A 23,637-nucleotide genomic window follows, 5' to 3' on the forward strand; every position below is an offset into this window, starting at 1 on the left:
ATTCCTTGGCTTGAGTGCCTGCGCCGTCGGGTCGTTGGTCTACGTGCGCGGTGACGTCTGCTGGCTGTCGGTGAGAAACTGCACGAATTCTCCCGGGAGCACGGCTTTGCTGAAGAAGTAACCCTGACCTTCCTCACACTGAAGGGCTTTGAGGAAGTCCAGTTGTTCAAGAGTTTCCACACCTTCGGCGATGATATTGAGGTTGAGGCTCTTGCCCAGGCTGATGATAGCGCTGACCAGCGCGGCGTCGTTGTTTTCGCTGCTCAGCCCGCGAACGAATGACTGGTCGATTTTCAGTACATCGACAGGGAACCGTCGCAGGTAGCTCAGGCTGGAATAGCCGGTACCGAAGTCATCAATGGCCAGGCGCACGCCCAATGCCTTGATGGCGTGCAAGGTCAGTACGGTGGCCTCGACGTTCTGCATCAGCACGCTTTCAGTGATTTCGAGTTCCAGCAGTGTTGGGTCGAAGCCGGTCTGTTCGAGGATCTTCACGATACCGTCGACAAAGTCGCGTTGACGGAAGTCGATGGCGGAAACGTTGACGGACATGCTGATCGCTGGCAACCCGGCCAACTGCCAGGCGCGGGCCTGTTGGCAGGCTTGGGTCAACACCCATTTGCTCAGCGGAACGATCAGCCCACTGTCCTCGGCCACCCCGATGAAGTCTGTTGGATACACCCAGCCGTGACCGGGTTTTAACCAGCGAACCAAGGCTTCTGCGCCGACCACTTTGCCGGTACGCAGATCCAGTTTGGGTTGGTAATGCAGGACGAACTCGTCGCGCTCCAGCGCCAGGCGGATGCCGGATTCGGTGTTTTGTTGTTCGCGGGCGCGCTGATTCATGTCGTCGATGAAAAAACTGAAATCGTTGAGGCCGCTTTCCTTGACGTTGTGCATCGCGGTTTCGGCTTTTTTGATCAGTGGCACGGCATCGAAGCCGTCGTCAGGGTAGATGCTGATGCCCAGGCTGGCGGTCACGCTCAGGTCATGGCCGGCAATGTGCTGTTGGGCGCTGACGGCCTTCAGCAGCTTTTCGGCAACCCCTTTGGTTTGCTGGGGATGGTGGATGTCCGCGAGGATCACCACGAACTCGTCGGAACCGTAGCGAAATACCGAATCGGACTCACGCACCGTGGCCACGAGGCTCTGGCTGACCCGTTTGAGCATTTCATCGCCAACCGGATGTCCCAGTGCGTTATTGATGCGCTTGAAGCGGTCCAGCCCCAGAAATATCACCGCCAGTTGTTTGTCGTGTCGCCGCGAAAGGGCCAGGGACTGAGTCAGCCGGTCACCCAGCAAGGTGCTGTTGGGCAGGCCGGTGAGTACGTCGTATTGCAGCAGATGGGAGACTTTGAGCAGCTCCTGAACGCGGTCCTCGATGGTTCGCTCCAGACTGAGCATTTTTATCGCGGCGTCCTGGGCCATCTGCCATTTCCAGGTTAGGGCACTGGCCATCTGACGGATTTCCAGGCTGTCGAAAGGCTTTTTCAGCACCAGCAACTGGTCGCCGAACGCCAGACGCTCGGCCATCGCTTCCCAAGTGTAGTCGGAGAAGGCGGTACACAAGGCGATTTGCAGGTGCGGGTCGGCCTGCCAGAGTCGTTCGATTGTTTCCAGACCGTCCCAACCCGGCGGCATGCGCATATCGGTAAATACCAGAGCATAGGGGCGGCCTTCGGCCTGGGCTCGTTTGACCAGTTCCAGCGCCTCTTCCCCCTGATAGGCCGAGTCGAGGAGAAACGTCGGGCGAGAGGGTTGTTCCGTGCCGAACAACGCCTCTTCGGTACCCGCCAGCGTCTGTTCGTTTTGCGCGTCGGGGCTGAGGATCTTGCGAAAGTCCTGATGGATCGAAGGCATGTCATCGATGATCAGGATGCGCCGGTTAGTGGGGGCGAGCGATAGTTTCATCCCCGGTCCTCCGGTGGGTGGGGCGCATCTTCGAACATCGGGTTTGTTGCGCCGGGGAAGGTCGGTGGCACGATGCTGCCGGCCATCAGCAACGCCGCTGCCTGCTGGCTACTGACGGCTTTGCTGAAGTAGTAGCCCTGAGCGTTCATTGGCGAGCCGGTGGAGATCAGCGAGCTGCGCTGTTCCTGGGTCTCGACGCCTTCGGCAATGATGCCGATCCCCACTTCGCGGGCAAAATTGATGATCGCGCGCAGGGTCGTGGCGCTGGCGGGGTCGCGGGTTGCGGTGTCGATGAAGGCCTGGGCGAGTTTGAGGTGATTGACCCGGTAGGTCTTGAGGTAGTCGAATGAGGAATACTCGGTGCCAAAGTCGTCGATGGCTATTTTCACGCCCAGCTCACGCAAGCGTGGCAGCACGTCGTTGTGGGTCCATTTGGTTTGCGCCAGCGTCGCTTCGGTGACGTCGAAGCGCAGGTCCCAGGGGCAGAGGTTCCAGAGGGCTGTGGTGCGCAGCACGTCGTAGATCAGGTCCGGACCGCTCTTGAGCTGGGCCAGCGAGAGTTTGATCGCAATCACCGGTGGCGCCATGCCGTTGTCGCGCCACTGACGCATTTGCTGGCAGGCCCGATCCAGTAACCAGTGCCCAAGCGCGATGATCACACCGGTTTTTTCCGCCGCAGGAAGAAACATGTCGGGCTCCAGCAATCCTCGCTCTGGATGACTCCAGCGAACCTGGGCTTCCATGCCGAGGATTTTTCCGGTACTCAGGTCGACTTCCGGCAAGTAATGCAGTTCGAGCTCGTTTCGGTCGATGGCTTGTTTCAAATCGTTGGCAATCGAAATCCGGTCGAGCACTTCCTGATTGATCTCTTCGGAGTGGAAATGGTACTGGTTGCGGCCCTTTTCCTTGGAGCGGTACAGCGCCATGTCGGCTTGAGCCAACAGACTCTCGGCACTCAAGCTGCTACTGGAGTAAGTGCTGATGCCGATGCTGACCGAAACCCGCACGTTGTTGCCATCGAGTGTGTAGGGCAGCACCAGCTCATCGCGGACCTTGCCCGCCAGGGTCGCCGATTGTGTCGGGTCGCCGGCGTCGAGCTGCACGATGGCAAACTCGTCGCCCCCCAAGCGCGCCACCACGTCGTTTTCGCGGATGCAGGCCTTGATGCGCCGGGCGACCTCCTGCAACAGCAAATCCCCGATGGGATGGCCCAGGGTGTCGTTGATGCGTTTGAAATGATCCAGGTCCAGGTAGAACACGGCGAATGTCGCTGCTCCCCGACGTGCGGCAGCGAATGCCTGGTGCAGACGCTCGAGGAGCGTCGCGCGGTTGGCCAGCCCGGTCAGCCCGTCGGTGCGTGCCAGCAGGGCGATCTTCTCTTCGGCCAGCTTGCGTTCAGTGATGTCGATGATGATGCCTTCGACTTCCAGCAAGCGTCCGTCGTGGTCACGCACCGGCACGTAGCGGTTTTCGACCCAGCGCCAGTCGCCTGTGCCGGTGCGCAGACGGAATTCAATGGACGCACCGGCAGCGTCACGGTCCAGGATGCGGGCCATGGCGTCGTCGACTTTCCCTTGGTCCTCGGGATGAATCAGCTCCTTGGCCCAGTTGGCCGACGCCACCAGTTGCGCAGCCACGTGACCGAACTTGGTGATGTTGTGGGAGATGTACATCAGCGGGAACGAGGGTTCTCCGCGCAGCCGATACAAAATGGTCGGGCTGTTCTGCACGATGATATTGGCGTCGGACAGCTCTCGGGTTCGCTCTTCGACCGCCTGCTCCAGCAGGTTCATTTTCAGTGCAGCGTCTTCGGTCATTTGCCATTTGACGGTCAGGGCGCTGGCCATCTGACGGATTTCGATGGCATCGAAGGGTTTCTTCAGGATCAGCAGGCGATCGCCCAGTTCCAGCCTTTCGGCGATATCGTCCCAGGAATAGTCGGAATACGCGGTACACAGTGCGACTTGCAGCTTTGGATCGACCTGCCAGAGCCGTTCGATGGTTTCCAGACCGTCCCAACCGGGCGGCATGCGCATGTCGATAAAGGCCATCGCATAAGGTAGGTCTTTGGCCAGGGCGGCTTCGACCTTGCCCAAGGCTTCCAGGCCCTGAAATGCGCTGTCGAGCACGAAACCCACGTCTGAAACCACCACTTGCGTGCCGAACAGGGCTTCTTCGGCGCTGCTCAACGCATCGTTATCGAGCGCGTGGGGGCAGAGGATCTTGGCAAAGTCCTGATGGATGGAGGCGGTGTCGTCGACGATCAGGATCCGTCGGTTGTTCCGCACATACGGTGCCTTCATTGCAATGCACCGTTGCAGATGACCCTGCGCTGGGTTGTGTTCATGCGGCATCCCTTCCTGATCACGGAGTGTTACAGGTGCAGTTCTTGGATCCAGGTACCCACAGCATAGTCTGCAGCTGTTGAGTTCGCCGCCCGCTGCGTGGCAAATCTATTGCGAGCTGTGCTGAAAAACCGTCTAGCCTGTAGTTCAGGCCCATGGAGTAGGGGGAATTCCTTTGGGCGCTCACGAAACGATTGGGCTGTTTCAGATGAGGTAATGCCATGGATGAGCTGCTTAAACCCCGAGTGCTGCTGGTTGATGACGAGGAATCGATCCTCAATAGCCTGCGTCGGCTGTTGCGCGGCCAACCCTATGAAGTGCTGCTGGCCGCGAGCGGCGCCCAGGCGCTGGAGATCATGGAGAAGCAACCGGTTGATCTGGTGATGACCGATGCACGCATGCCCGGCATGGACGGTGCGACCCTGCTGGCGCGTATCCACGAGCGGTATCCCGACACCGTACGCATCCTGCTGACCGGGTATGCCGACCTGTCGATGATCATCAAGGCAATCAATGAGGGGAAGATCCACCGTTACATCAGCAAACCCTGGAGCGACGAGGAAATGCTACTGACGTTGCGTCAGTCCCTGGAGTATCAACACTCCGAGCGCGAGCGGTTGCGACTGGTGCAGTTGGTGTGGGATCGGAACGAGGAGTTGAAGCTACTCAACGCGACCCTGGAAAAACATGTCATGGCGCGCACCGCCGAACTGCAACAGACCGCCGACATGCTCGATCTGGCCTACGAAGAGCTCAAGCACAGCTATGTCACCGGTACCGAGGTGTTTTCGCTGTTGGCCAACCTGCGTCTGCCCGCCGCCAAGCAAACCAACCGGCAAATCATCGATCTGGTGCGTATCTACTGCCAGACCCATGGGCTGGACGAGGCCAGCAGCCGAGACCTGACCATGGCCGCGGCGCTTTACAACATCGGCAAGTTGAGCTGGACCGACAGCATGATGACGACCCCTTCGGACCTGCTGCATCACACCGAACGGGAGTTGTATCGCGGTTATCCGAAACAGAGCGAATCGCTGTTGATGACCCTTGATCCGATGAAAGATGCCGCACGCCTGATCCTGCACCACCAGGAACGCTGGGACGGCAGCGGGTTTCCCGACCGCCTCAAGGGGGAGGCGATCCCCTTGGGTTCGCGCCTGTTGAAGCTGGCCGTGGATTTCATCGAATTGCAGCGCGGGCTGATCCTTGAGCGCCAAATGAACAGTGATGAAGCGCTGCTGTTTATCCGCAAATACAGCGGGCGTTTCTACGACCCGGAACTGGTGGAGGATTTCGTTCAGGTCTGCGCCACTTACCTGCGTGATGTCACGCTCGGCGATCCGACGGTCAAGGTACTGACCACTCGCGACCTGGCGGCTGGCATGGTGCTGGCGCGCAACCTCAATGCCGACAACGGCATGCTGTTGCTCAATGCCGGCAAGGTGCTCAACGGCCCGCTGGTGGAAAAACTCATCGCCTTCGAAGCGATGGAGGGCGCCAGGTACAGTGTATTTGTCAGTATGCCCAAGGAGCCGGAAACCGCAGTGGTCTTTTCGACGTGACTGGGCACCTGCGCTCATGTGATCCTTGGCTTTTTTGTTCAGGGCCATCGTTGATCCATGACGCTTTCATCTTCTGCTTCACCGCGCATTATCCGCATCGCCGCCGCCCTGTTGATCGGCCCGGACGGCCGAACCCTGCTGGTGCGCAAGCGCGGGACCCAGGCCTTCATGCAGCCGGGTGGCAAGATCGAAGCCTGCGAGCAACCGGTCGATGCGCTGGCCCGCGAACTGGAAGAAGAACTGGGTTTGCTCATCGATACCACTCAAGCGAGCTATCTGGGCAAATTTTCTGCTCCGGCAGCCAATGAGCCGGGGTTCGTGGTCGAGGCCGAGGTTTTTCAGCTGGATATCCAGCAACAAGTCTCTGCGGCGGCGGAAATCGAAGAGCTGCTGTGGATTGACCCGCACAATGTGGTTGATGTGATGCTGGCGCCATTGACACGGGACCTGATCCTGCCGTTTTATCGAACCTCCCTGAAGGCTCCGGCCTGACCCTTTCAACGACAAGGATTGCGTCATGATTCCAACCCACGATCTGTTGATTTTTGCGGCTGCTTCGCTGCTGCTGGTGCTGACACCGGGACCGAACATGATCTACCTGATCTCCCGTTCGATCTGCCAGGGACGCAAGGCAGGCGTGACCTCGTTGCTCGGGGTGGTCGCGGGTTTTTTCGTGCATCTGTTTGCGGCGGCGGCAGGTCTGACCGCGGTCTTCATGGCGGTGCCGATGGCTTACGAGGCACTCAAGTGGGCCGGTGCCCTGTACTTGCTGTGGATGGCCTGGCAGGCAGTCAAACCGGGCGCGCGCTCGCCCTTTGAAGCTCAGCAACTGCCGCCGGACTCGTCTCGCAAACTGATGCTGATGGGTTTTCTCACCAGCGCGCTGAACCCGAAAATCGCAGTGTTCTATCTCTCGGTGTTCCCGCAGTTCATCAGCCCGGAACACGGTTCGATATTCACCCAAAGTATTGCCCTGGGCCTGACTCAGATCAGCGTGAGTTTTACCGTCAATCTGTTGATCGCACTGTTTGCTGCCGGAATTGCTTCGTGGTTCGTCAACAACCCGACCTGGCTGGCGGCTCAGCGTTATTTCATGGGCTTCGTGCTGGTTGGCCTGGCGGTGCGCCTGATGGCTGAACCACGGCGTATGGCCTGAATAACATGGCGATCCAACGACTCGATGCCAGCCATGCGCTCGCTTACCGGGCGCTGATGCTTGAGGCCTATGACCGCCATCCGCAGGCGTTCACCTCCAGTGTCCGCGAGCGCGCGGTGATGCCGTTGAGCTGGTGGGAGTCTCGATTGAGCAGCCCGCTGGACCTGCTGCTCGGTGCGTTTGAGAAGGGCGAACTGGTGGGCATTGTCGGCCTGGCCTTCGAGGCACGGGAAAAAGCCCGGCACAAGGCAACGTTGTTTGGCATGTACGTGTCAGGCACGGTCAGACAGCGCGGGCTGGGTTATGAGCTGGTTCAGGCGCTGTTCGAGGAGGCGCGGGGACGGCCGGGGTTGAAGCTGATTCAACTGACCGTCACTGCCGGCAATGACGCCGCGTTCAAGTTGTATCAACGCTGTGGTTTCGTGCAATTCGGGCTCGAACCATTGGCGGTGCGGGTTGGCGAAGATTATTTCGACAAGATCCACATGTGGCGCGAGCTCTGAAACCAATGCGATTACCTGTGGGAGCGAGCTTGCTCGCGATAGCGGTGTGTCAGTCGCATCAATGCTGGATGTGCCGCCACCATCGCGAGCAAGCGAACGTCGCCCGGCTCTTCCCACGTTTGATCGGTGTTGCTCGATCCATGTGTTTCAGCGCACCGCGCTGACACCATCCAGGGTCGAGAACGAGGTGTCCTTGGCCGTCAGCAGGAAGTCGCGCATGTACGGCGCGTCGAGCATGTCGGCGCGGATCCCGGCGTACAGCGTGGCAAACAATCCTTTCTCTCCCAGCCGCTTGGCCTTCACGTAACCCCGTGAGCTGTACTCGTGCAGCGCCCAATGCGGCATGCCGCAGACGCCACGGCCGCTGGCTACCAATTGCATCATCATCACCGTCAGTTCCGAAGTACGAACCTGCGCCGGTTCGATGTCGGCCGGCTCCAGGAAACGGGTGAAAATGTCCAGTCGATCGCGTTCCACCGGGTAGGTGATCAGGGTTTCGCTGAGCAGATCTTCCGGGACGATGTAGGGCTTGCTTGCCAACCGATGCTGATTGGCCACCGCGAGCATCGCTTCGTAGGTGAATAAGGGCACGTAGGTGATCCCGGCCAGCTCCAATGGGTCGGACGTTACCACCAGGTCCAGGTCGCCACGGGCCAGGGCCGGCAGCGGGGCGAAGGAGAAGCCCGACGCCAGGTCCAGCTCGACTTCCGGCCAGGCATCGCGGAACTGGTCGATAGTCGGCATCAACCACTGAAAGCAGCTGTGGCATTCGATCGCCATGTGCAGCCGTCCGGCGGTGCCACCGGCCAGGCGCGCGATGTCACGTTCGGCTCCGCGCAGCAGCGGCAGGGTGGCGTCGGCCAGTTGCAGCAGGCGCAGACCGGCGCTGGTGAAGCGCACCGGTTTGGTTTTGCGCACGAACAGCGGCATGCCCATGCGCTCTTCCAGCTCTTTGAACTGGTGGGACAGGGCGGATTGGGTCAGGTGCAGACGTTCGGCGGCTTCGACCAGACTGTCGGCTTCGCGCAAGGCGTGCAGGGTCTTCAGGTGACGGATTTCGAGCACCAGGGCCTCCATGAATGAATTTTGTGATCAACACGAAAAGGTTGAGTTTGTCTCATGTTGGGTTGGCTGTCGACAATAGGGCCATCTTTTACTTCGGAGAACATATGCCATGGCCTTGGCCCACACACTCGGTTTTCCACGCATCGGCGCCGACCGCGAACTGAAAAAAGCCCTGGAATCCTATTGGAAGGGCGATCTCGATCAGGCCGGGTTGCAAACCGTCGGCCGCCAGTTGCGGGCCAGGCACTGGCAATTGCAGAAAGACGCCGGCATTGACCTGCTGCCCGTGGGTGACTTCGCCTGGTATGACCAGGTGCTGACGCACTCGCTGACTTTCGGCGTGATCCCCGAGCGCTTCGACAGTGCCAGGGATGCCCGAGGCCTGCCGACCCTCGACACCTTGTTCGCCATGGCCCGTGGCGCCAGCGCGGGGTGTTGCGGCGATGAGCCTGCCAAGGCGCAATATGCGCAGGAACTGACCAAGTGGTTCGACACCAACTACCACTACCTGGTCCCGGAATTCACCGCTGACCAACCGTTCAAATTGAGCTGGGAGCAACTGTTCGACGAAGTCGACGAAGCCCACGCCCTCGGGTACACCGTCAAACCGGTGATCATCGGCCCTTTGACTTACTTGTGGCTGGGCAAGGCAAAAGGTAACGACTTCGACAAACTCGACCTGCTCGAGCGCCTGCTGCCGCTCTACGGCGAAATCCTCAATCGCCTCAAGGCTCAAGGTGTGGAATGGGTGCAGATCGATGAACCGATCCTGACCCTCGACCTGCCGCAAGCCTGGAAAAACGCCTTCGAGCGCGCCTACCACATCCTTCAATATTCACCATTGAAAAAGCTCGTGGCCACCTACTTCAGTGGTCTGGAAGACAATCTCGGGCTGGCCGTGAGCCTGCCGGTGGACGGCTTGCACATCGACGCGGTACGAGCGCCGGAGCAACTGGGCCAGGTACTCGATCGTCTGCCAACCTATAAAGTGCTGTCGGTGGGCCTGGTCAACGGTCGCAACGTCTGGCGTTGCGAGCTGGAACAGGCGCTGGCACAGCTGAAACCGGCGCAAGAGCGCTACGGCGACAACCTGTGGGTCAGCAGCTCGTGCTCGTTGTTGCACAGCCCGGTGGACCTGGATCGCGAAGATAAACTCGACGCCGAGCTGAAGAGCTGGCTGGCGTTCGCCGTGCAAAAGTGCGGTGAAATCGCCGTGCTGCGTGACGCGCTGAACGATCCTCAGTCGCTGAAGGTTAAAGCCGCATTGGCACACAGCCGCGCCGTGCAGGCCAGCCGTGTGCAATCGCCACGTATCCATAAAGCCGAGGTGCAGGCGCGCATCCTGGCCATTCGCGACACCGACAGCCAGCGTCACTCAGAGTTTGCCAAACGTATCGAACTGCAACGTGCACGTCTGCGACTGCCGGCCTTCCCGAGCACTACCATCGGCTCATTCCCGCAGACCGCATCGATCCGTCTGGCGCGCCAGTCGTTCAAGCAGGGCAAGCTTTCGGTCAACGATTACACCGACGCGATGCACAGCGAAATCCGCCACGCGGTGCAAATTCAGGAGCGCCTGGGTCTCGATGTGCTGGTGCACGGTGAAGCCGAGCGCAATGACATGGTCGAATACTTTGCCGAGCAACTCGACGGCTACCTGTTCACCCGTTTCGGCTGGGTTCAGAGCTACGGTTCGCGTTGTGTGAAACCGGCGATCATTTACGGCGACCTGAGCCGTCCGAAGGCCATGACCGTCGACTGGATCACTTACGCCCAGAGCCTGACCGACAAGGTCATGAAGGGCATGCTGACCGGTCCGGTGACGATGTTGATGTGGTCGTTCCCGCGTGAAGATGTGTCGCGTAAAGTGCAGGCGCAACAGTTGGCGCTGGCCCTGCGTGACGAGGTGGTCGACCTGGAGCGGGCCGGAATCAAAATCGTCCAGATCGACGAAGCGGCGTTCCGCGAAGGCTTGCCGCTGCGCCGGGCGCAATGGCAGGAGTATCTGGACTGGGCGGTGGAGGCGTTCCGCTTGAGTGCATCGGGTGTGCGCGATGAAACCCAGATCCACACCCACATGTGCTACAGCGAGTTCAATGACGTGATCCAGTCCATCGCTGCCATGGACGCGGACGTGATCACTATCGAAACCTCGCGTTCGGACATGGAATTGCTGGAAGCCTTCAAGGCCTTCGATTACCCGAACGACATTGGTCCGGGCGTCTACGACATCCACTCGCCACGGGTGCCGGACACGGCCGAGATGGTCAAGTTGATGAGTAAAGCCGTACAGCGGATCCCGGCCGAACGACTGTGGGTCAACCCGGACTGCGGCCTGAAAACCCGCGCCTGGCCGGAGACCGAAGCGGCGTTGGTGAACATGGTGGCTGCCGCTCGGCAGTTGCGTAGTCAATTGGCGTAGGACGCCATCGCGAGCAAGCTCGCTCCCACAGTTGATCGATATCGTACACAAAGTCTGTATCCGACATAAATCCTGTGGGAGCGAGCTTGCTCGCGATGAACGATAACTCGGTCTTGAATACGACCGTTCGGCACCCTTCATCAAACTGTCACGTAACTGTGGCAGCGCGCTTTAACAAAGTTCATCAGACTCGCGCTCTACTGGGGTTCTGCGTTTCGGTGTTTTTTCATGCGGGTACGATTTTTTTCAACTGCGGTTCTTCTGGCCGCACTGCTGTTCGGCCTACCGTCTTTTGCGGCGTCGCGCTGCGATGTCAATGTTCCGACCGAGCGTGTCGATCTGGCGCAGGTGAGCCTGGCGTACCAGAGCATCGGTCGTGCGTCCGATCCTGCGTTGCTGCTGGTGATGGGCCTGGGTGGCCAGTTGATTCACTGGCCGGATGAGGTGGTGGTTGCGCTGTGCGAGCAAGGTTTTCGGGTGATTCGCTACGACAATCGCGATGTCGGGCTGTCGACCTGGCGTCAGGCACCTGCCAATGCCAACCTGACCTTTGAGGTGCTGCGCTACAAACTCGGTTTACCCGTAGCGGCGCCGTACACCCTGACCGACATGGCGGACGACGCGCTAGGCCTGATGGATGCGCTGCACGTGGAGCAATTCCATGTACTGGGCGCGAGCATGGGCGGAATGATCGCCCAGCACATGGCGGCGATGGCGCCGCAACGGGTCGAGAGTTTGACGCTGATCATGACCAGTTCCGGTGCTGAAGGCTTGCCGGCACCCAACGCGGCGCTGGTGCAGTTGCTGTCGCGGCGCAGTGCGCCGAACCGTGAGGTGGCGCTGGAGCAACAGGCCGATCTGCTGGCCGCGCTGGGCAGTCCTCAGGTGAGCGATGATCGTCAGGTTCTGTTGCATCTGGCGGCGGTGGCCTACGACCGGGCGTTCAATCCCGACGGCGTGAAGCGCCAGATCATGGCGATCCTCGCCGAACCGAGCCGGGTGGCGCTGCTCAATCAGTTGCGGGTGCCGACGCTGGTGGTGCATGGCACCGCCGATCCGCTGTTGCCGGTGATGCATGGCATTCACCTGGCGGCGCATATCCAGGGCAGTCAGTTGAAGCTGATTCCAGGGCTGGCCCATCGTTTTCAGGAAGCGTTCAAGGCGCCGTTACTGGCGGCGGTGTTGCCGTACCTGCAATCCCATCGTGAAGATACCTCGCATTGGGCGCAGATCGATCCGGTGCGGGCACCGAATCTGTTGTAACGAGAAGATCAAAAGATCGCAGCCTGCGGCAGCTCCTACACTGACCCCGTAGGAGCTGCCGTAGGCTGCGATCTTTTCCTGACATGGCGCTCAGCGGACGATTTTGTCCACATGAATCCCCAGTTTCTTCAGCCGATACCAGAAGCTGCGCTCCGAGATACCGATCAGTTGCGCGGCAGCGGCTTGCACGCCGTTGCTTTGTTGCAGGGCCGCCAGGATGTAGTTTTTTTCGACTTCGGCCAGTGCGGCGTCGAGGTCGTGCGGCACACCGGTACTTTCGTTGAGGACCGCGCTGGCGCCGTCGCCGGAGCGCCTTGAGGCGAACAGATAGGCCGGAAGATCGTCTTCCTCGATCACCGCACCCGAGGCAACGATGGTGGCGCGTTCAACGCAGTTTTGCAGTTCGCGGATGTTTCCCGGCCACGAATAACTGACCATGGCCTGCAAGGCTTCCGGGCTGAAACCGTTGATGCGTTTGCCGGCGGTGGCGCCCATGGTGTGTGCGAAGTGCCGGGCCAATGGCGCGATGTCTTCGACCCGTTCACGCAAGGCAGGCAGGGGGATCGGGAACACGTTGAGGCGATAGTAAAGGTCTTCGCGAAACTCTTTGTTGGCCACCGCTTCCAGCAGGTCTTTGTTGGTGGCAGCGATCACTCGCACGTCGACCTTGCGTTCACGCGGATCACCCACCGGTTCGATCACGCGCTCTTGCAAGGCACGCAGAATCTTCGCCTGCAACGCCAGCGGCATGTCGCCAACCTCATCGAGAAACAGCGTGCCCTTGTCGGCCTGCATGAAACGCCCGACCCGATCGGCCACCGCGCCGGTGAAGGCGCCTTTGCGATGGCCGAACATTTCACTTTCCAGCAAGCCTTCGGGAATAGCTGCACAGTTCACTGCGATGAAGGGTTTGTCGGCGCGGTTGCCATGTTTGTGGATGGCCCGCGCGACCATTTCCTTGCCGGTACCGCTTTCGCCGGTGAGCAGGATGGTCGCGTTGCTTTCGCGCACCGAATCCACCGCTTGCAGCACTCGACGGAAGGTCGGACTGTCGCCCACCAGGCTGTCGATTTGCGCGTGCTCCTCAAGCTCGGCGCGCATGCGCTGGTTGTCTTTGAGAATCTCGCGAAACTGCAGGGCCTTGCTGACCGTAATGTCCAGCTCATCGATGTCGAACGGCTTGGCAATGTAGTCGAAGGCGCCGTTGCGCATCGACTGCACGGCGTTTTTCACCGTGCTGTAGGCCGTCATGACGATCACCGGCAATTGCGGAAAGCGCACTTTGATTTCGGCCAGTAGCTGCGGCCCGTCCATGCCGGGCATGCGCCAGTCGCTGATCACCAGGTCAATGTCTTCCTGTTCCAGCACCTTGAGCGCGTGCAAGCCATTGCTGGCGGTGAACACCTGGATATCGTTCTGGCTCAGGGCGGACGCCAACAAGTCGCAGAGCTTGGGCTCGTCATCGACTACCAGAATGTTATGCGTCATCACTGTCCTCGTCGTCGCTGTCGTCTTCACCGTTGGCCGGAATGTACAGGCTGAATGTGGCGCCGGCATCTTTTTCGCTGACGCATTCAATTCGCCCGTTATGGTTTTCCATGATCGAGAAGACTTTTGCCAGCCCAAGACCCGTACCTGAAGCCTTGGTGGTGACGAACGGCGTGAAGATACGCTCGATCATGTCCGGTTCGATGCCCTGACCGGTGTCGGAAACACTGATGACGGTGTACTCCTTGTCGCTGGAAATGCCCAGGGTCAGGCGACCGCCATCGGGCATTGCGTCAATGGCGTTGATCACCAGGTTCAGGCAAGCCTGTTTGAGTTGCCGGGCATCGGCGTGCATGGTCGCGGCCGGCGCATTGTCTTCGATCCGGGCGTCGATGTTATGAGTCGCCAGTTCCGGGGCACAGAATCCGATCAGCTCATCGACCAGCGGTCGCACCAGTTGGGTAGAACGCATGGGCGCGCTGGGCTTGGCAAAGTCGAGGAATTCGGTGATCAGGTCGTTGATCCGGCTGACCTCGCTGACCACGTATTCCAGATGCCGCTTGTCGGTTTCGGGCAGGTCGGCGCGACGGTGCAACAACTGGGTCGCGGTTTTGATGATGCCCAGCGGGTTGCGGATTTCATGGGCCAGGCCCATGGCCACTTCACCCAGCGCATGCAGGCGATCCCGGCGGCGCAGTTGCGATTCCAGGTGCTGCAGTTCGCCCAGGCGCTCGGTCATGTGGTTGAAGGTGCTGCTCAGTTCGGCCAGCTCATCGCTGCCGGTGACCGGTATCCGCTGACGATAATCACCGTCGATGACCCCCCGTACGCCTTTGGAGAGATTGCGCAGGGGCTGGGTCAGGCGTTGCGAGACCAGCCAGCCGACACCCAGCGACAGCGCCGAACTGAGGATGAAAATCAGGATGAACAGATTGCTCTGGTTCACCAGCCCGACCAGGCTGTTGTGGCGCAGCAGGCCGCTGAATATCACCCCCTGAAGTTCACCGCTGTCATTGAGGATTGGCCGATAGATGCCGCTGTAGTTATTGGTGAACTGTTCGATCGGTTTTTTCGTGGTGCGCAGGATTTGCTCGATGTCTTCGGGCACCTTCATGGGGTGATCTTCGAAGCGCTGGGTCGCGAAAATTTCCGAGAAGTCTTCGTCCTTGGCCAGGTACAACCGCAGGTCAAGGGAATGCACATCGGCGACGCTGGTGAGGAAGCTGCTGTCCAGGTAGTTGGCGAGGACCAACTGATAGTCGACCCCAGCCTGGGTTGTCTGGAAGGTCGAGACCAGGATGCCGGTGGACGCGCCCGTGACCTGAATGGTTTGCAGGACGGCTTTGGGCGCGGTGTTGATTTGCTCGACGATGTCGTCGGTCACGGTACTGAACAGCACTTTGTGATCGCTGGTGCGCACCAGCGCCACGACGTCGATGCCCATGGCTTCGGCAATGTCGGCGCTGAGGCGGTCCTGCCGGGCCGAGAGCCGGTCGTTGATCGGGCGGATGTGGCGCAGCAACAACTGGGCGACCCGCGTGTTTTCGCGGAGGATTTCCCGGACCTCGTCTTCGACGATCTTGGTCGATTCCTGCAACCAGATCCGCACGTTGCTATCGAAGATCTGTGACAGCGTGGTGGCCGCCAGTTCCGCAGCGATCATGGTAGGGATCACGCTGACCAGCCAGAACGCCAATACCAGCTTGCGTTGGACACTCCAGCGGGAGATGGCGAAGGGCAGGGCTTTACGGCGTCGGTCTTGTTTCATCAGGTTTCGCTTATCGCAGCAGCCATGGCAGGGTCGGACTTATCCGGTCGGACAAACAGTTTCACGAGTTTGAGCAAAGCGTTGAGCAGCGCGTTACGGTGGTGAAAAAACAACGTATTGCCTTCGAACTTGCAGCCGAGCCGCAGCTTACTGGCATAACCAGCCTGGCCACACTCATACAGCGGGATTTTGTGTTGAATACAGTAGTCGACATTGGCCAGCCAGCTTCTGAAGTACAGGTTGTACTCGCGGGTCTGTTCCAGGTCGTGGGCAAAAAACTTGTCCACCAGTCGATGTTCATCCAGCAACACCAGATTGAACGCCACCAGTTGCTCGCCCACCCAATACAGCACGCACGCGGCGCGTTGGTCGAGGTGTTCGAGGATGTTGGTGAAGTACTCTGCCGACAGTCGTTCGAACTCCAGTTCGCTGCGTGCCTGGGTGGCTTCATACAAGCGCATCATTTCTGGCAACACATCGTCGACCGAACGTCGCCATTCGATCCGCGGACCCTGGGCCCGAAGTTTTCGGCGTAAATCCTTGCGGGTGGATTTTCCCAGCGTGCCGAGGTAGGCATCAAGAGACCCGAAAACGATCGGCAATATCGCACTCGGCAAACCGGGCATGGTTTGCAGCCCGGCCTTGTGGCAGACGTCAATCCATTGCTGATCGTGGCTGGGTGCATCCTTGACCGCCAACAGGCCGATACCCGCCTGGTTGGCATCGTTACGGGCCAACGTCAGTAACTGACGCAACAGCGCCGGACGCTGCTCTTCGGTGATGTGGCTGGCGGTGCCTGCGTGGCATTGCTCGGTCACTGGCGATCCCAAGGCGTACAAGCGAATATCCAGCACACCCGGCAGCCATTGGCGCAAGCGCTGCGTGATGCGTTTGCCGATGCCCTGCACCGTGGTGTCGAGCGAGTACTGGGTGGTAAACGCCGCCGCCGCGGCAATCAGCGTACTGCCTTCATAGAGTGCAAGGTAACGCCACTGGAAGTCGGTGACCCCAGCCTGTTCAACCGCCCGATAGTAATCCCAGTCCTCCAGTTCCCCGGGGAAACAGTCATTCCAGGCGCAACGTTCGATCGCCTCGATGGTTGAAAAGACTTGGGCGGTAATCACGTCTTGTCCTTAAGCTACGCCAGTTGTCGATACTCTTCACGCTCGCTTGGCTTCATGGAGAGTTGTTGGACGAAGTCCGCGCTCAACTCCACGACGCGTCGGTATTCCAGGTCGACGGTGATCATGTGATAGCAGTTGTCCAGCATGACCTTGGTGACCGGGCCGCCAAGATGGCGTTCGACGTAATCGGCGTTCCAGCGGCTGGTGATGTCGTCCTCGATGGAGTGCAGTACCAGGGCGGGTGTCTTGATCGACGGCATGCGCTTCTTGACCACCGCATTCATCCGGTGCAATTCGCGCACGGTCACGCCTTCCATGGTCAACAGACCGGCATTGCTGCTTTCGCCTTCCTTCATCTGACGTTCGACGATCGCCCGCAGACGCTCGTTCTTGATGCCATAGGGCGGCGATTCTTCGAAGCTGCAGATGTTCACGCCGAATGGGATCTTCATCAACAAGGGGGTCAGGAACGCCAGTTTGTGGATGTTCCAGCCGTCGTAGCGCAGGGTGGTTGAATACATCAGCAGGCCGGCGACCTGTCCTGGATGCTCGGACGCGACATACATGGACATGACCGCGCCCATGGACAGACCGCCGACGAACACCTGTTCGTGCCGCTGGCGTATGCCCACGAATGTCTTGCGTACACCTTCATACCAGTCCTGCCAGCCGGTGGCTTGCAGGTCGGCGTTGTCACCGCAGTGCCCGGCCAGGGTTGGCACGTACACCGTGCAACCCGATTTGGCCAGGCCGATGGCAACCCGACGCAACTCCGTCGGGGTGCCGGTCAGGCCGTGGATCAACAACACCGCGACCTCGCCACTGCCGAGAACGAAACCGGTACTGCCTTCGCCGAGATCGATCTCTGTTTGATTCATCGTTTCATGGCCCGATCAAGCAGGCGGTCGAGCAGGGCGATGCCCAGATCGATTTCCGCGTAGCTGATTTCCAGCGACGGGGCCAGGGTGATGACGTTCTTGTAGTAGCCGCCCACATCGAGAATCAGGCCCAGACGCTTGCCGTCGATTTCGATGTCGCCCTTCATGCCTTCATCAACCATGAAGTCCAGAGTGGCCTTGTCCGGAGTGAAGCCGTCCGGGCCGCAGATTTCGCAGCGCAGAGCCAGGCCCAGGCCGTCGACGTCGCCGATGATCGGGTAGCGTTTCTGCAGGTCCTGCAAACCGTCCAGGAAGTATTTGCCCTTGGCCATGACCATCGAGCCGTAGTCGACTTCGTGGGTCATCTTGAACATTTCCAGACCGACCGCAGTACCCAGCGGGTTGGAAGCGAAGGTGGAGTGAGTCGAACCTGGCGGGAACACCTTAGGGTTGATCAGCTCTTCGCGAGCCCAGATACCGCCCAGTGGGTTGAGGCCGTTGGTCAGCGCCTTACCGAAGACGATCACGTCCGGTTTGACGTCGAAGTGTTCGATCGACCACAGCTTGCCGGTACGCCAGAAACCCATCTGGATTTCGTCGACGACCATCAGGATGCCGTGCTGATCCAGCACTTGCTTGAGCTCGCTGTAGAAGTTCATCGGCGGGATCACGTAGCCGCCGGTGCCCTGGATTGGCTCGACGTAGAAGGCTGCGTATTCGCTCTGGCCGACTTTAGGGTCCCAGACGCCGTTGTATTCGGTTTCGAACAGACGGGCGAACTGCTGCACGCAATGGCTGCCGTATTCTTCCTTGGTCATGCCTTTCGGGCCACGGAAGTGGTACGGGAACGGGATGAAGTTGGCACGCTCACCGAAGTGACCGTAGCGGCGACGGTAGCGGTAGCTCGAGGTGATCGACGAGGCGCCGAGGGTACGGCCGTGGTAGCCGCCTTCGAAGGCGAACATCAGGCTCTTGCCGTTGGTGGCGTTACGGACCACTTTCAACGAGTCTTCGATGGACTGCGAACCGCCGACGTTGAAGTGCACGCGACCGTCGAGGCCGAACTTGTTCTTGGCGTCGACCGCGATCATTTCCGACAGCTCGATCTTGCCTTTGTGCAGGTACTGGCTGGCGATTTGCGGCAGGGTGTCGATCTGTTGTTTCAGGGCGTTGTTCAGACGCGGGTTGGCGTAACCGAAGTTGACCGCCGAGTACCACATTTGCAGGTCGAGGTAAGCCTGATCTTCGGTGTCCCAGACGTAGGAGCCTTCGCAACGGCTGAAAATACGCGGCGGATCGATGTAGTGAACGGTGTCGCCGTAGGAGCAGTACTTGGCTTCTTTGTCCAGAAGGATCTGGTCTTCTGCGGTAGCAATTCGGATATCAGACATGGTGGAAGAGTTCCTGATTGTGTAGCGAGAGTTCAGAAGAGGTTTCAAGCGCGAAGGCAGTGGCGTTGGCGGCGTTGCCGGCAGGCAGTTTGGCCAGCAAGGCCGGAAGTTCGGCGAAGCTGTCGAAACGGGCGTAGGCAATGCCATTGCGTTCGCAATGTTCGGCCAGGCGGTCCTTGGCGAATACGAAGTCGGCGGTGGACGCCACGCACATGTCGGACTGGCCGTCGCCGATTACCAGCACGCGTTTGCTGCTGGGCGTGGACTTGCATTTGCAGTTGCCGGAGGCCGCACGGCAGGCGTCGCTCGAATACGGAAAGTCGATGCGCCAGCTGTTGTGGTCGACCTGACGCAGGCGGTTGGCGAGGATCGGCAGGAGGCTGACGTAGTTGCGCGCCAGAATCCGCGCGATGCCTTGCTCGATGCCGTCACTGACCACTTCGATGGAGGCGCCCAGACCGACCACGTGGTCGACAAAGTCCGGGAAGTCGGCATCGATTTCGACACTGTCGAAGAACCCGAGCAGTTCGTTGGGTGTTGCCTTGACCAGCGATAGCTGGCGACTGAGGCATTCACGCGAACCGATAGCACCGCTCAGCCACTCGTCCTCGATCGCTTCCCAGCTCGGGTCGGCGAAACGTTGGAGGATGCTGTCGATCACGTCGGTGCGGGTGATGGTCCCGTCGAAATCACACACGATATGCCAGTCAATCATCTGCATTACCTATAGGACAGGGGCGCGCTGTTGCGCTTGCAACGGGGTAGAGCAGGGATTGTGCCAAGTTGTTTCAGATCCTATAGGCTGGGGCTCTGAGGTATGCTGTGCGGGATATGTGTCCGCGAAGCTACAATTTTTGTAGGTCGCTACAAACAACATGAGTGCTTGCGCAGGAAAATCGGCCCGGGAGTTGATGCGCGCCTGCACTGCCAAGGAATTGCTCTATGTTCAGGATTACCTCTGCTGTATTCGCTGCCTTGCTGGGCCTTGGCGGGTTTTGCGCCACCGCGCAGGCGACCGGAATTACCGGTGAGGCAGGTCTCGGCATGAGCAATCAGCCCTATGACCCCACGGGTAGTCGTTATGAAACCGTGCCGGTGCCTTACTTCGATCTGGACTGGGGCGATGTCAGCCTCAGCACCGACGACGGTTTGACCTGGAGCGCCTTGAAAACCAATGGTTTCAGTGCCGGGCCGTTTATCAACTACATTCCGGGACGCAACTCCAATGGCACGCTGCGGGGCCTGCACAATGTGTCGGCCATGGGCGAGGCCGGTGGCTTCGTTCAGTACAGCCCGGCTGATTTCTGGCGAATTTTCGCTTTCGTCGGCCATACCGTGGGGGCTAATCGCGGCCAGGGTGGTGTGCTCGGTCGTGTGGGCGGGGAAGTGGGTTATCCGCTGGGGCTGGGGATCATTGGCAGTAGCGAACTGGCCGCGAATTTTGCCGATGGCCGGCAGACTCAGACGTTCTTTGGCGTTTCCAACAAAGACGCCCGGGATTCGGAGTTCCGTCCGTACAAGGCCAGTGGCGGCTTGCAGAATGTGGCGTTGACCCAGAACTTCGAGTTCCCGCTGGCAGCAAAGTGGTCGTTGGTGACCAGTGCCAGTTGGAAGCACCTGACCAACTCGGCGGCGGACAGCACCATCGTCAAGCAAGAAGGCCGCGTGAACCAGGGCGAAGTACAGGCGGCGATCAGCTACAAATTCAATTGACCTGAGCGCAGATCCCCGTAGCAGCTGGCGTAGCCTGCGTTCGGCTGCGCAGCAGTCGCAATCAAGTAACCCTCGGTATTTCTGGAAGCGCCGGGTGGCCGGTTTTACGACTGCTACGCAGCCGAACGCAGCCTTCGGCAGCTGCTACAGGTAAGTTTGGTCTGCTGTTTGCAATAGTCGTGGAGAACTCAATATTTCAGGAGTGCTTCATGGCTCGTCCCGCGTATCGTTTCCTCGCCTATTCGCTGTGGGATCTGGTCCCGATCGCGCTCGGTGTGGCTCATCTGGCGTTTGTTTTGTGGTTGGTGCTGACCTTCCATGACCTGTCGTGGTGGGCCATCGTGCCGCTGGCACTGGTCTACGCCGTCAGCCTGTCGTGGAGCATCAACAGCATTTCCCACAACCAGATCCACAACCCGTACTTCACCATTGCCTGGATGAACCGGGCGTTCGACTTGTTGCTGTCGGTGACCATCGGGTTCTCGCAAACGCTGTACCGCGACATCCATAACCGCCATCACCGTGGCAACTCCGATCTGCCGGACGCCAATGGCAAGACCGTCGATCCGCTGTCGATCTACCTGCGCGGCAAGGACGGACAACCCGAAAACCCTTGGTCATACACTTTTCTCAGCTTTTTCCGCGATGATCCCAAGCCGTTCTACGAAGAAATGCAGCGCAAGCGGCCCAGCGATGCGCGTTGGGTCAAGGTCGAGATTTATGTGACGGTGGCGGCATATGTGGCGCTGGCGTTCTACGACTGGCATGCGGTGCTGCTGTTGTTGCCGTTCTGGTATCTCGGTCAGGCGTTGTCTTCGCTCAACGGGTATTACGAGCATTTTGGCGGCAATCCGGACTTGCCGATTGCCTGGGGCGTGAGCAGCTACAGCGTGCTCTACAACCTGATCTGGATGAACAACGGCTATCACGCCGAGCATCATTACCGGCCGAAAATGCACTGGACCCAGGTCAAGGCATTCCACCGCGAAATTGCCGAACAGCAACGAGCGGCGGGGGTGAAGGTGATTGCGCTGTCACACGGTTTGGGCTTCCTGACGGCCCACCATAAGCGCTGACCTTGTGGGAGCGTGGCTTGCCCGCGAAGAACGATAACGCGTAATGCCTGAAAAACCGCGGTGTTCGCTTCGCGGGCAAGCCACGCTCCCACATGGAATAGCGTTGTATTCAGGTTTCTTCGCCTTCAGCCAGTAACGCAATCCCGCCCATGATCACTGCCACGCCCAACCAGTGCAGCAGGCTGATCTGTTCGCCGAGGCCGAGCCACGAGCCGAGCAGTACGCCGACAAATACCAGCGAACTCAGCGGAAACGCCAGCGACAGGCTGCTGCGTCGCAATATCAACATCCAGACGAAGAATGCCCCGATGTAGCAGGCGATGGCCGTCAGCACCCCAGGATTACCGGCCACGGCTGCCAGCCATTGGAGGTTGAAGTCCATCTGCCCCAGTTGATCACCACCCACTTTGGTCGCGATCTGACCGCTACTTTCAAAACCGATCAGCAGCATCCACAGCACAACGGTGCCCAGACGCCCGTGCAGCCAACCCATAGTGCTGTTCCTTTCCATCATCGATTGAGCTTCAGGCATGGGCGACACACACGAGCATCACGCCCGCCGTAATCACCACGGTGCCGAGCCAGCGCCGGCGGCTGACGGTTTCACCCAGCACCACTTTGCCCGCCAGTACGACGCCGCAGTAAGCCAGTGCCGCCGCCGGAAACAACAGGCTCAGCGGCGCGCGGGACAAGGCTTCGAGCCAGACAAAGAACTCGATTGCGTAGGCGCCGATCCCACACCAGAGCAACGGCGCATTGAACACCTGGCCCCAGAACGCATTCAGCCGGAAGCCGCCTTCGAGCTCGGGCAAACGATCCAGACCCAGCTTGAAACAGAGCTGCCCGATGACGTCGAGGAGAATCGAAAACGCCACCAGTAACACCACGGTCAAATTCACGGGAATAACTCCTCGAACAGGCTGATCAGTGCCTGGTTGGTTGCCGCATTTCGCAGCAGATCGTCTTCGCTCCAGCGCTCGGGAGGCGGCTGGTCGGACTTGGCTTCCCAGCGCTTGAACGCATTGCTGAAGGCCGGTTGGGCGAACTCGCCGCAGACATCGATGCCCAGGATCCGCTTGCTCGCGGCCAATGCACGCAGGGCTTGCAGCAAGTGCGTCAAGCGCATGCCGCCCTGATCCCAGTTGGTCGCGGCATCTTCGCTGGCGAGCACGTCCTTGTCGATGGTGATCCACACGGCTTCGGTCGGCAGGCTTTCGATCAATTGCTGGAGAAACACTGGCCAGTCGAGGTCCGCCAGGTTGCGCCAGTGCAGCATGTTTTCCCGCTGTTGATGCCCGGCACCATCGCCGATCAGGCCCCAGACCTGGGACGGCGGGTGCTGCCAGGGGAAGAGTTGCAAGTCACCACGCTTCAGCGCGCCGAGGTTGCCGCCGCGCAGTTGCGGGTTATGCAGGTCGTCGCTGCACGGCCCGAGGGTGACGATGCGTTTGATGTTCGGCATCTTTAGCGCCCGATTGACCCACGAACCGCAATGCCGACGCGGCGCGAAGCGCACCCAGTCGGGATGGTTATCGAAATGGATCAGGCTGACCGGCTCGGTAATCTCGGCGAGAAAGGCCGGGGTCAGGTGGTGGTAGTCGCCGGAACCCATAAAGAATATTTCCGGCTGCGGGCCCGTATGGGGGGGCCGTTGGCGCAGGCGTTCGGAAAAGCGTCGGTAGTTTTTCTCACTGGACCACAAACGCAGTTTGGGTCCCAGATCGAGCAGGTCCAGACGATTCGCACGACCGCTTTCCAGCAGCCGGACAATCGGCGCCTGGGCTGTCAGGCTGTGGTCGAGATCCAAGATATTCAAAACGTATTCTTACCCATGGCAGCGCCCCTCCAAAGCCGGCGCGGTCGATCACGAGCGCAGGCCGGGCGGGCTTTAACGGGTAAATGCAAGGGACGGGCCAGACATCAGAAAGATCGCGTACACCCGTAGGAGCTGCCGCAGGCTGCGATCTTTTGG

20 protein-coding genes are annotated in these 23,637 nt (G+C 59.7%); 8 read left to right on the forward strand and 12 right to left on the reverse strand.

Annotated elements, in window-relative coordinates:
• Nucleotides 1-39 precede the first annotated feature (39 nt).
• Both BK659_RS11380 and BK659_RS11385 read right to left on the reverse strand, forming a co-directional pair.
• Nucleotides 40-1,911, reverse strand: coding sequence for an EAL domain-containing response regulator (locus BK659_RS11380; RefSeq protein ID WP_123425154.1), 1,872 nt, complete (start codon nucleotides 1,909-1,911; stop codon nucleotides 40-42).
• Nucleotides 1,908-4,214: a GGDEF/EAL domain-containing response regulator gene (locus BK659_RS11385; RefSeq protein WP_123425299.1), complete on the reverse strand. Its 2,307-nt coding sequence runs from the start codon at nucleotides 4,212-4,214 to the stop codon at nucleotides 1,908-1,910. The genes BK659_RS11380 and BK659_RS11385 overlap by 4 nt, the downstream gene beginning before the upstream one ends.
• A gap of 263 nt (nucleotides 4,215-4,477) precedes the next feature.
• Here BK659_RS11385 and nosR point away from each other — a divergent pair, with 263 nt between their 5' ends.
• Genes nosR through BK659_RS11405 form a run of 4 tightly spaced genes read left to right on the forward strand, consistent with a single transcriptional unit; the run spans nucleotide 4,478 to nucleotide 7,477 of the window.
• Nucleotides 4,478-5,818, forward strand: coding sequence for a response regulator c-di-GMP phosphodiesterase, NosR family (gene nosR / locus BK659_RS11390; RefSeq protein WP_123425155.1), 1,341 nt, complete (start codon nucleotides 4,478-4,480; stop codon nucleotides 5,816-5,818).
• Nucleotides 5,819-5,875: 57 nt separating this feature from the next.
• Complete coding sequence (locus tag BK659_RS11395) at nucleotides 5,876-6,310, forward strand: NUDIX hydrolase (RefSeq protein ID WP_123425156.1); 435 nt, start codon at nucleotides 5,876-5,878, stop codon at nucleotides 6,308-6,310.
• A gap of 25 nt (nucleotides 6,311-6,335) precedes the next feature.
• Nucleotides 6,336-6,974, forward strand: a complete 639-nt coding sequence (locus BK659_RS11400; protein ID WP_123425157.1) for a LysE family translocator — start codon at nucleotides 6,336-6,338, stop codon at nucleotides 6,972-6,974.
• 5 nt (nucleotides 6,975-6,979) lie between these two features.
• Nucleotides 6,980-7,477: a GNAT family N-acetyltransferase gene (locus tag BK659_RS11405; RefSeq protein WP_123425158.1), complete on the forward strand. Its 498-nt coding sequence runs from the start codon at nucleotides 6,980-6,982 to the stop codon at nucleotides 7,475-7,477.
• Between the two features lie 147 nt (nucleotides 7,478-7,624).
• Here BK659_RS11405 and metR read toward each other — a convergent pair whose 3' ends face one another.
• On the reverse strand, nucleotides 7,625-8,542 hold the full coding sequence (metR, locus tag BK659_RS11410; RefSeq protein ID WP_103400858.1) for a transcriptional regulator MetR: 918 nt from the start codon (nucleotides 8,540-8,542) through the stop codon (nucleotides 7,625-7,627).
• A 109-nt stretch (nucleotides 8,543-8,651) separates the two neighbouring features.
• On the opposite strand from metR, the gene metE reads away from it, so the two are divergent.
• Together metE and BK659_RS11420 are read left to right on the forward strand one after the other, a co-directional pair.
• The gene (metE, locus tag BK659_RS11415) at nucleotides 8,652-10,964 is read left to right on the forward strand and encodes a 5-methyltetrahydropteroyltriglutamate--homocysteine S-methyltransferase (protein ID WP_123425159.1); all 2,313 of its coding nucleotides are present in this window, start codon (nucleotides 8,652-8,654) and stop codon (nucleotides 10,962-10,964) included.
• Between the two features lie 228 nt (nucleotides 10,965-11,192).
• On the forward strand, nucleotides 11,193-12,227 hold the full coding sequence (locus tag BK659_RS11420) for an alpha/beta fold hydrolase (protein WP_123425160.1): 1,035 nt from the start codon (nucleotides 11,193-11,195) through the stop codon (nucleotides 12,225-12,227).
• Nucleotides 12,228-12,317: 90 nt separating this feature from the next.
• Here BK659_RS11420 and BK659_RS11425 read toward each other — a convergent pair whose 3' ends face one another.
• From BK659_RS11425 to BK659_RS11450, 6 genes are read right to left on the reverse strand one after another with little or no spacing between them, the layout of a single operon-like run.
• A complete protein-coding gene (locus tag BK659_RS11425; RefSeq protein WP_123425161.1) occupies nucleotides 12,318-13,715 on the reverse strand; it encodes a sigma-54-dependent transcriptional regulator in 1,398 nt (465 codons plus the stop codon).
• A complete protein-coding gene (locus BK659_RS11430) occupies nucleotides 13,705-15,483 on the reverse strand; it encodes a sensor histidine kinase (RefSeq protein WP_123425162.1) in 1,779 nt (592 codons plus the stop codon). The genes BK659_RS11425 and BK659_RS11430 overlap by 11 nt, the downstream gene beginning before the upstream one ends.
• On the reverse strand, nucleotides 15,483-16,607 hold the full coding sequence (locus BK659_RS11435) for a GNAT family N-acetyltransferase (RefSeq protein WP_123425163.1): 1,125 nt from the start codon (nucleotides 16,605-16,607) through the stop codon (nucleotides 15,483-15,485). The genes BK659_RS11430 and BK659_RS11435 overlap by 1 nt, the downstream gene beginning before the upstream one ends.
• Nucleotides 16,608-16,621: 14 nt before the next feature.
• Nucleotides 16,622-17,485, reverse strand: coding sequence for an alpha/beta hydrolase (locus BK659_RS11440; protein WP_123425164.1), 864 nt, complete (start codon nucleotides 17,483-17,485; stop codon nucleotides 16,622-16,624).
• Nucleotides 17,482-18,876: an aspartate aminotransferase family protein gene (locus BK659_RS11445; protein ID WP_123425165.1), complete on the reverse strand. Its 1,395-nt coding sequence runs from the start codon at nucleotides 18,874-18,876 to the stop codon at nucleotides 17,482-17,484. The genes BK659_RS11440 and BK659_RS11445 overlap by 4 nt, the downstream gene beginning before the upstream one ends.
• Nucleotides 18,869-19,591 carry an MtnX-like HAD-IB family phosphatase gene (locus BK659_RS11450; RefSeq protein ID WP_123425166.1) on the reverse strand — a complete coding sequence of 241 codons (723 nt, stop codon included), beginning with the start codon at nucleotides 19,589-19,591 and terminating at the stop codon, nucleotides 18,869-18,871. The genes BK659_RS11445 and BK659_RS11450 overlap by 8 nt, the downstream gene beginning before the upstream one ends.
• A 227-nt stretch (nucleotides 19,592-19,818) precedes the next feature.
• Here BK659_RS11450 and BK659_RS11455 point away from each other — a divergent pair, with 227 nt between their 5' ends.
• Both BK659_RS11455 and BK659_RS11460 read left to right on the forward strand, forming a co-directional pair.
• Entirely contained in the window at nucleotides 19,819-20,589 is a 771-nt protein-coding gene (locus BK659_RS11455) for a MipA/OmpV family protein (RefSeq protein WP_123425167.1), read from the forward strand.
• Between the two features lie 209 nt (nucleotides 20,590-20,798).
• Nucleotides 20,799-21,665 carry a fatty acid desaturase family protein gene (locus BK659_RS11460; protein ID WP_123425168.1) on the forward strand — a complete coding sequence of 289 codons (867 nt, stop codon included), beginning with the start codon at nucleotides 20,799-20,801 and terminating at the stop codon, nucleotides 21,663-21,665.
• 109 nt (nucleotides 21,666-21,774) lie between these two features.
• On the opposite strand, the gene BK659_RS11465 is transcribed toward BK659_RS11460, so the two are convergent.
• The 3 genes from BK659_RS11465 to BK659_RS11475 are packed head-to-tail and all read right to left on the reverse strand — an operon-like array spanning nucleotide 21,775 to nucleotide 23,481.
• Nucleotides 21,775-22,179, reverse strand: a complete 405-nt coding sequence (locus BK659_RS11465; RefSeq protein WP_404942530.1) for a DMT family transporter — start codon at nucleotides 22,177-22,179, stop codon at nucleotides 21,775-21,777.
• A gap of 10 nt (nucleotides 22,180-22,189) precedes the next feature.
• Nucleotides 22,190-22,564: a DMT family transporter gene (locus BK659_RS11470; RefSeq protein WP_123425169.1), complete on the reverse strand. Its 375-nt coding sequence runs from the start codon at nucleotides 22,562-22,564 to the stop codon at nucleotides 22,190-22,192.
• Entirely contained in the window at nucleotides 22,561-23,481 is a 921-nt protein-coding gene (locus BK659_RS11475; RefSeq protein WP_123425170.1) for an arginase family protein, read from the reverse strand. Before BK659_RS11475 ends, BK659_RS11470 begins: the two co-directional genes overlap by 4 nt.
• Nucleotides 23,482-23,637 lie beyond the last annotated feature (156 nt).

Origin of the sequence: Pseudomonas brassicacearum, assembly GCF_003732225.1 — a bacterium.
Taxonomy (GTDB): domain Bacteria; phylum Pseudomonadota; class Gammaproteobacteria; order Pseudomonadales; family Pseudomonadaceae; genus Aquipseudomonas; species Aquipseudomonas brassicacearum_E.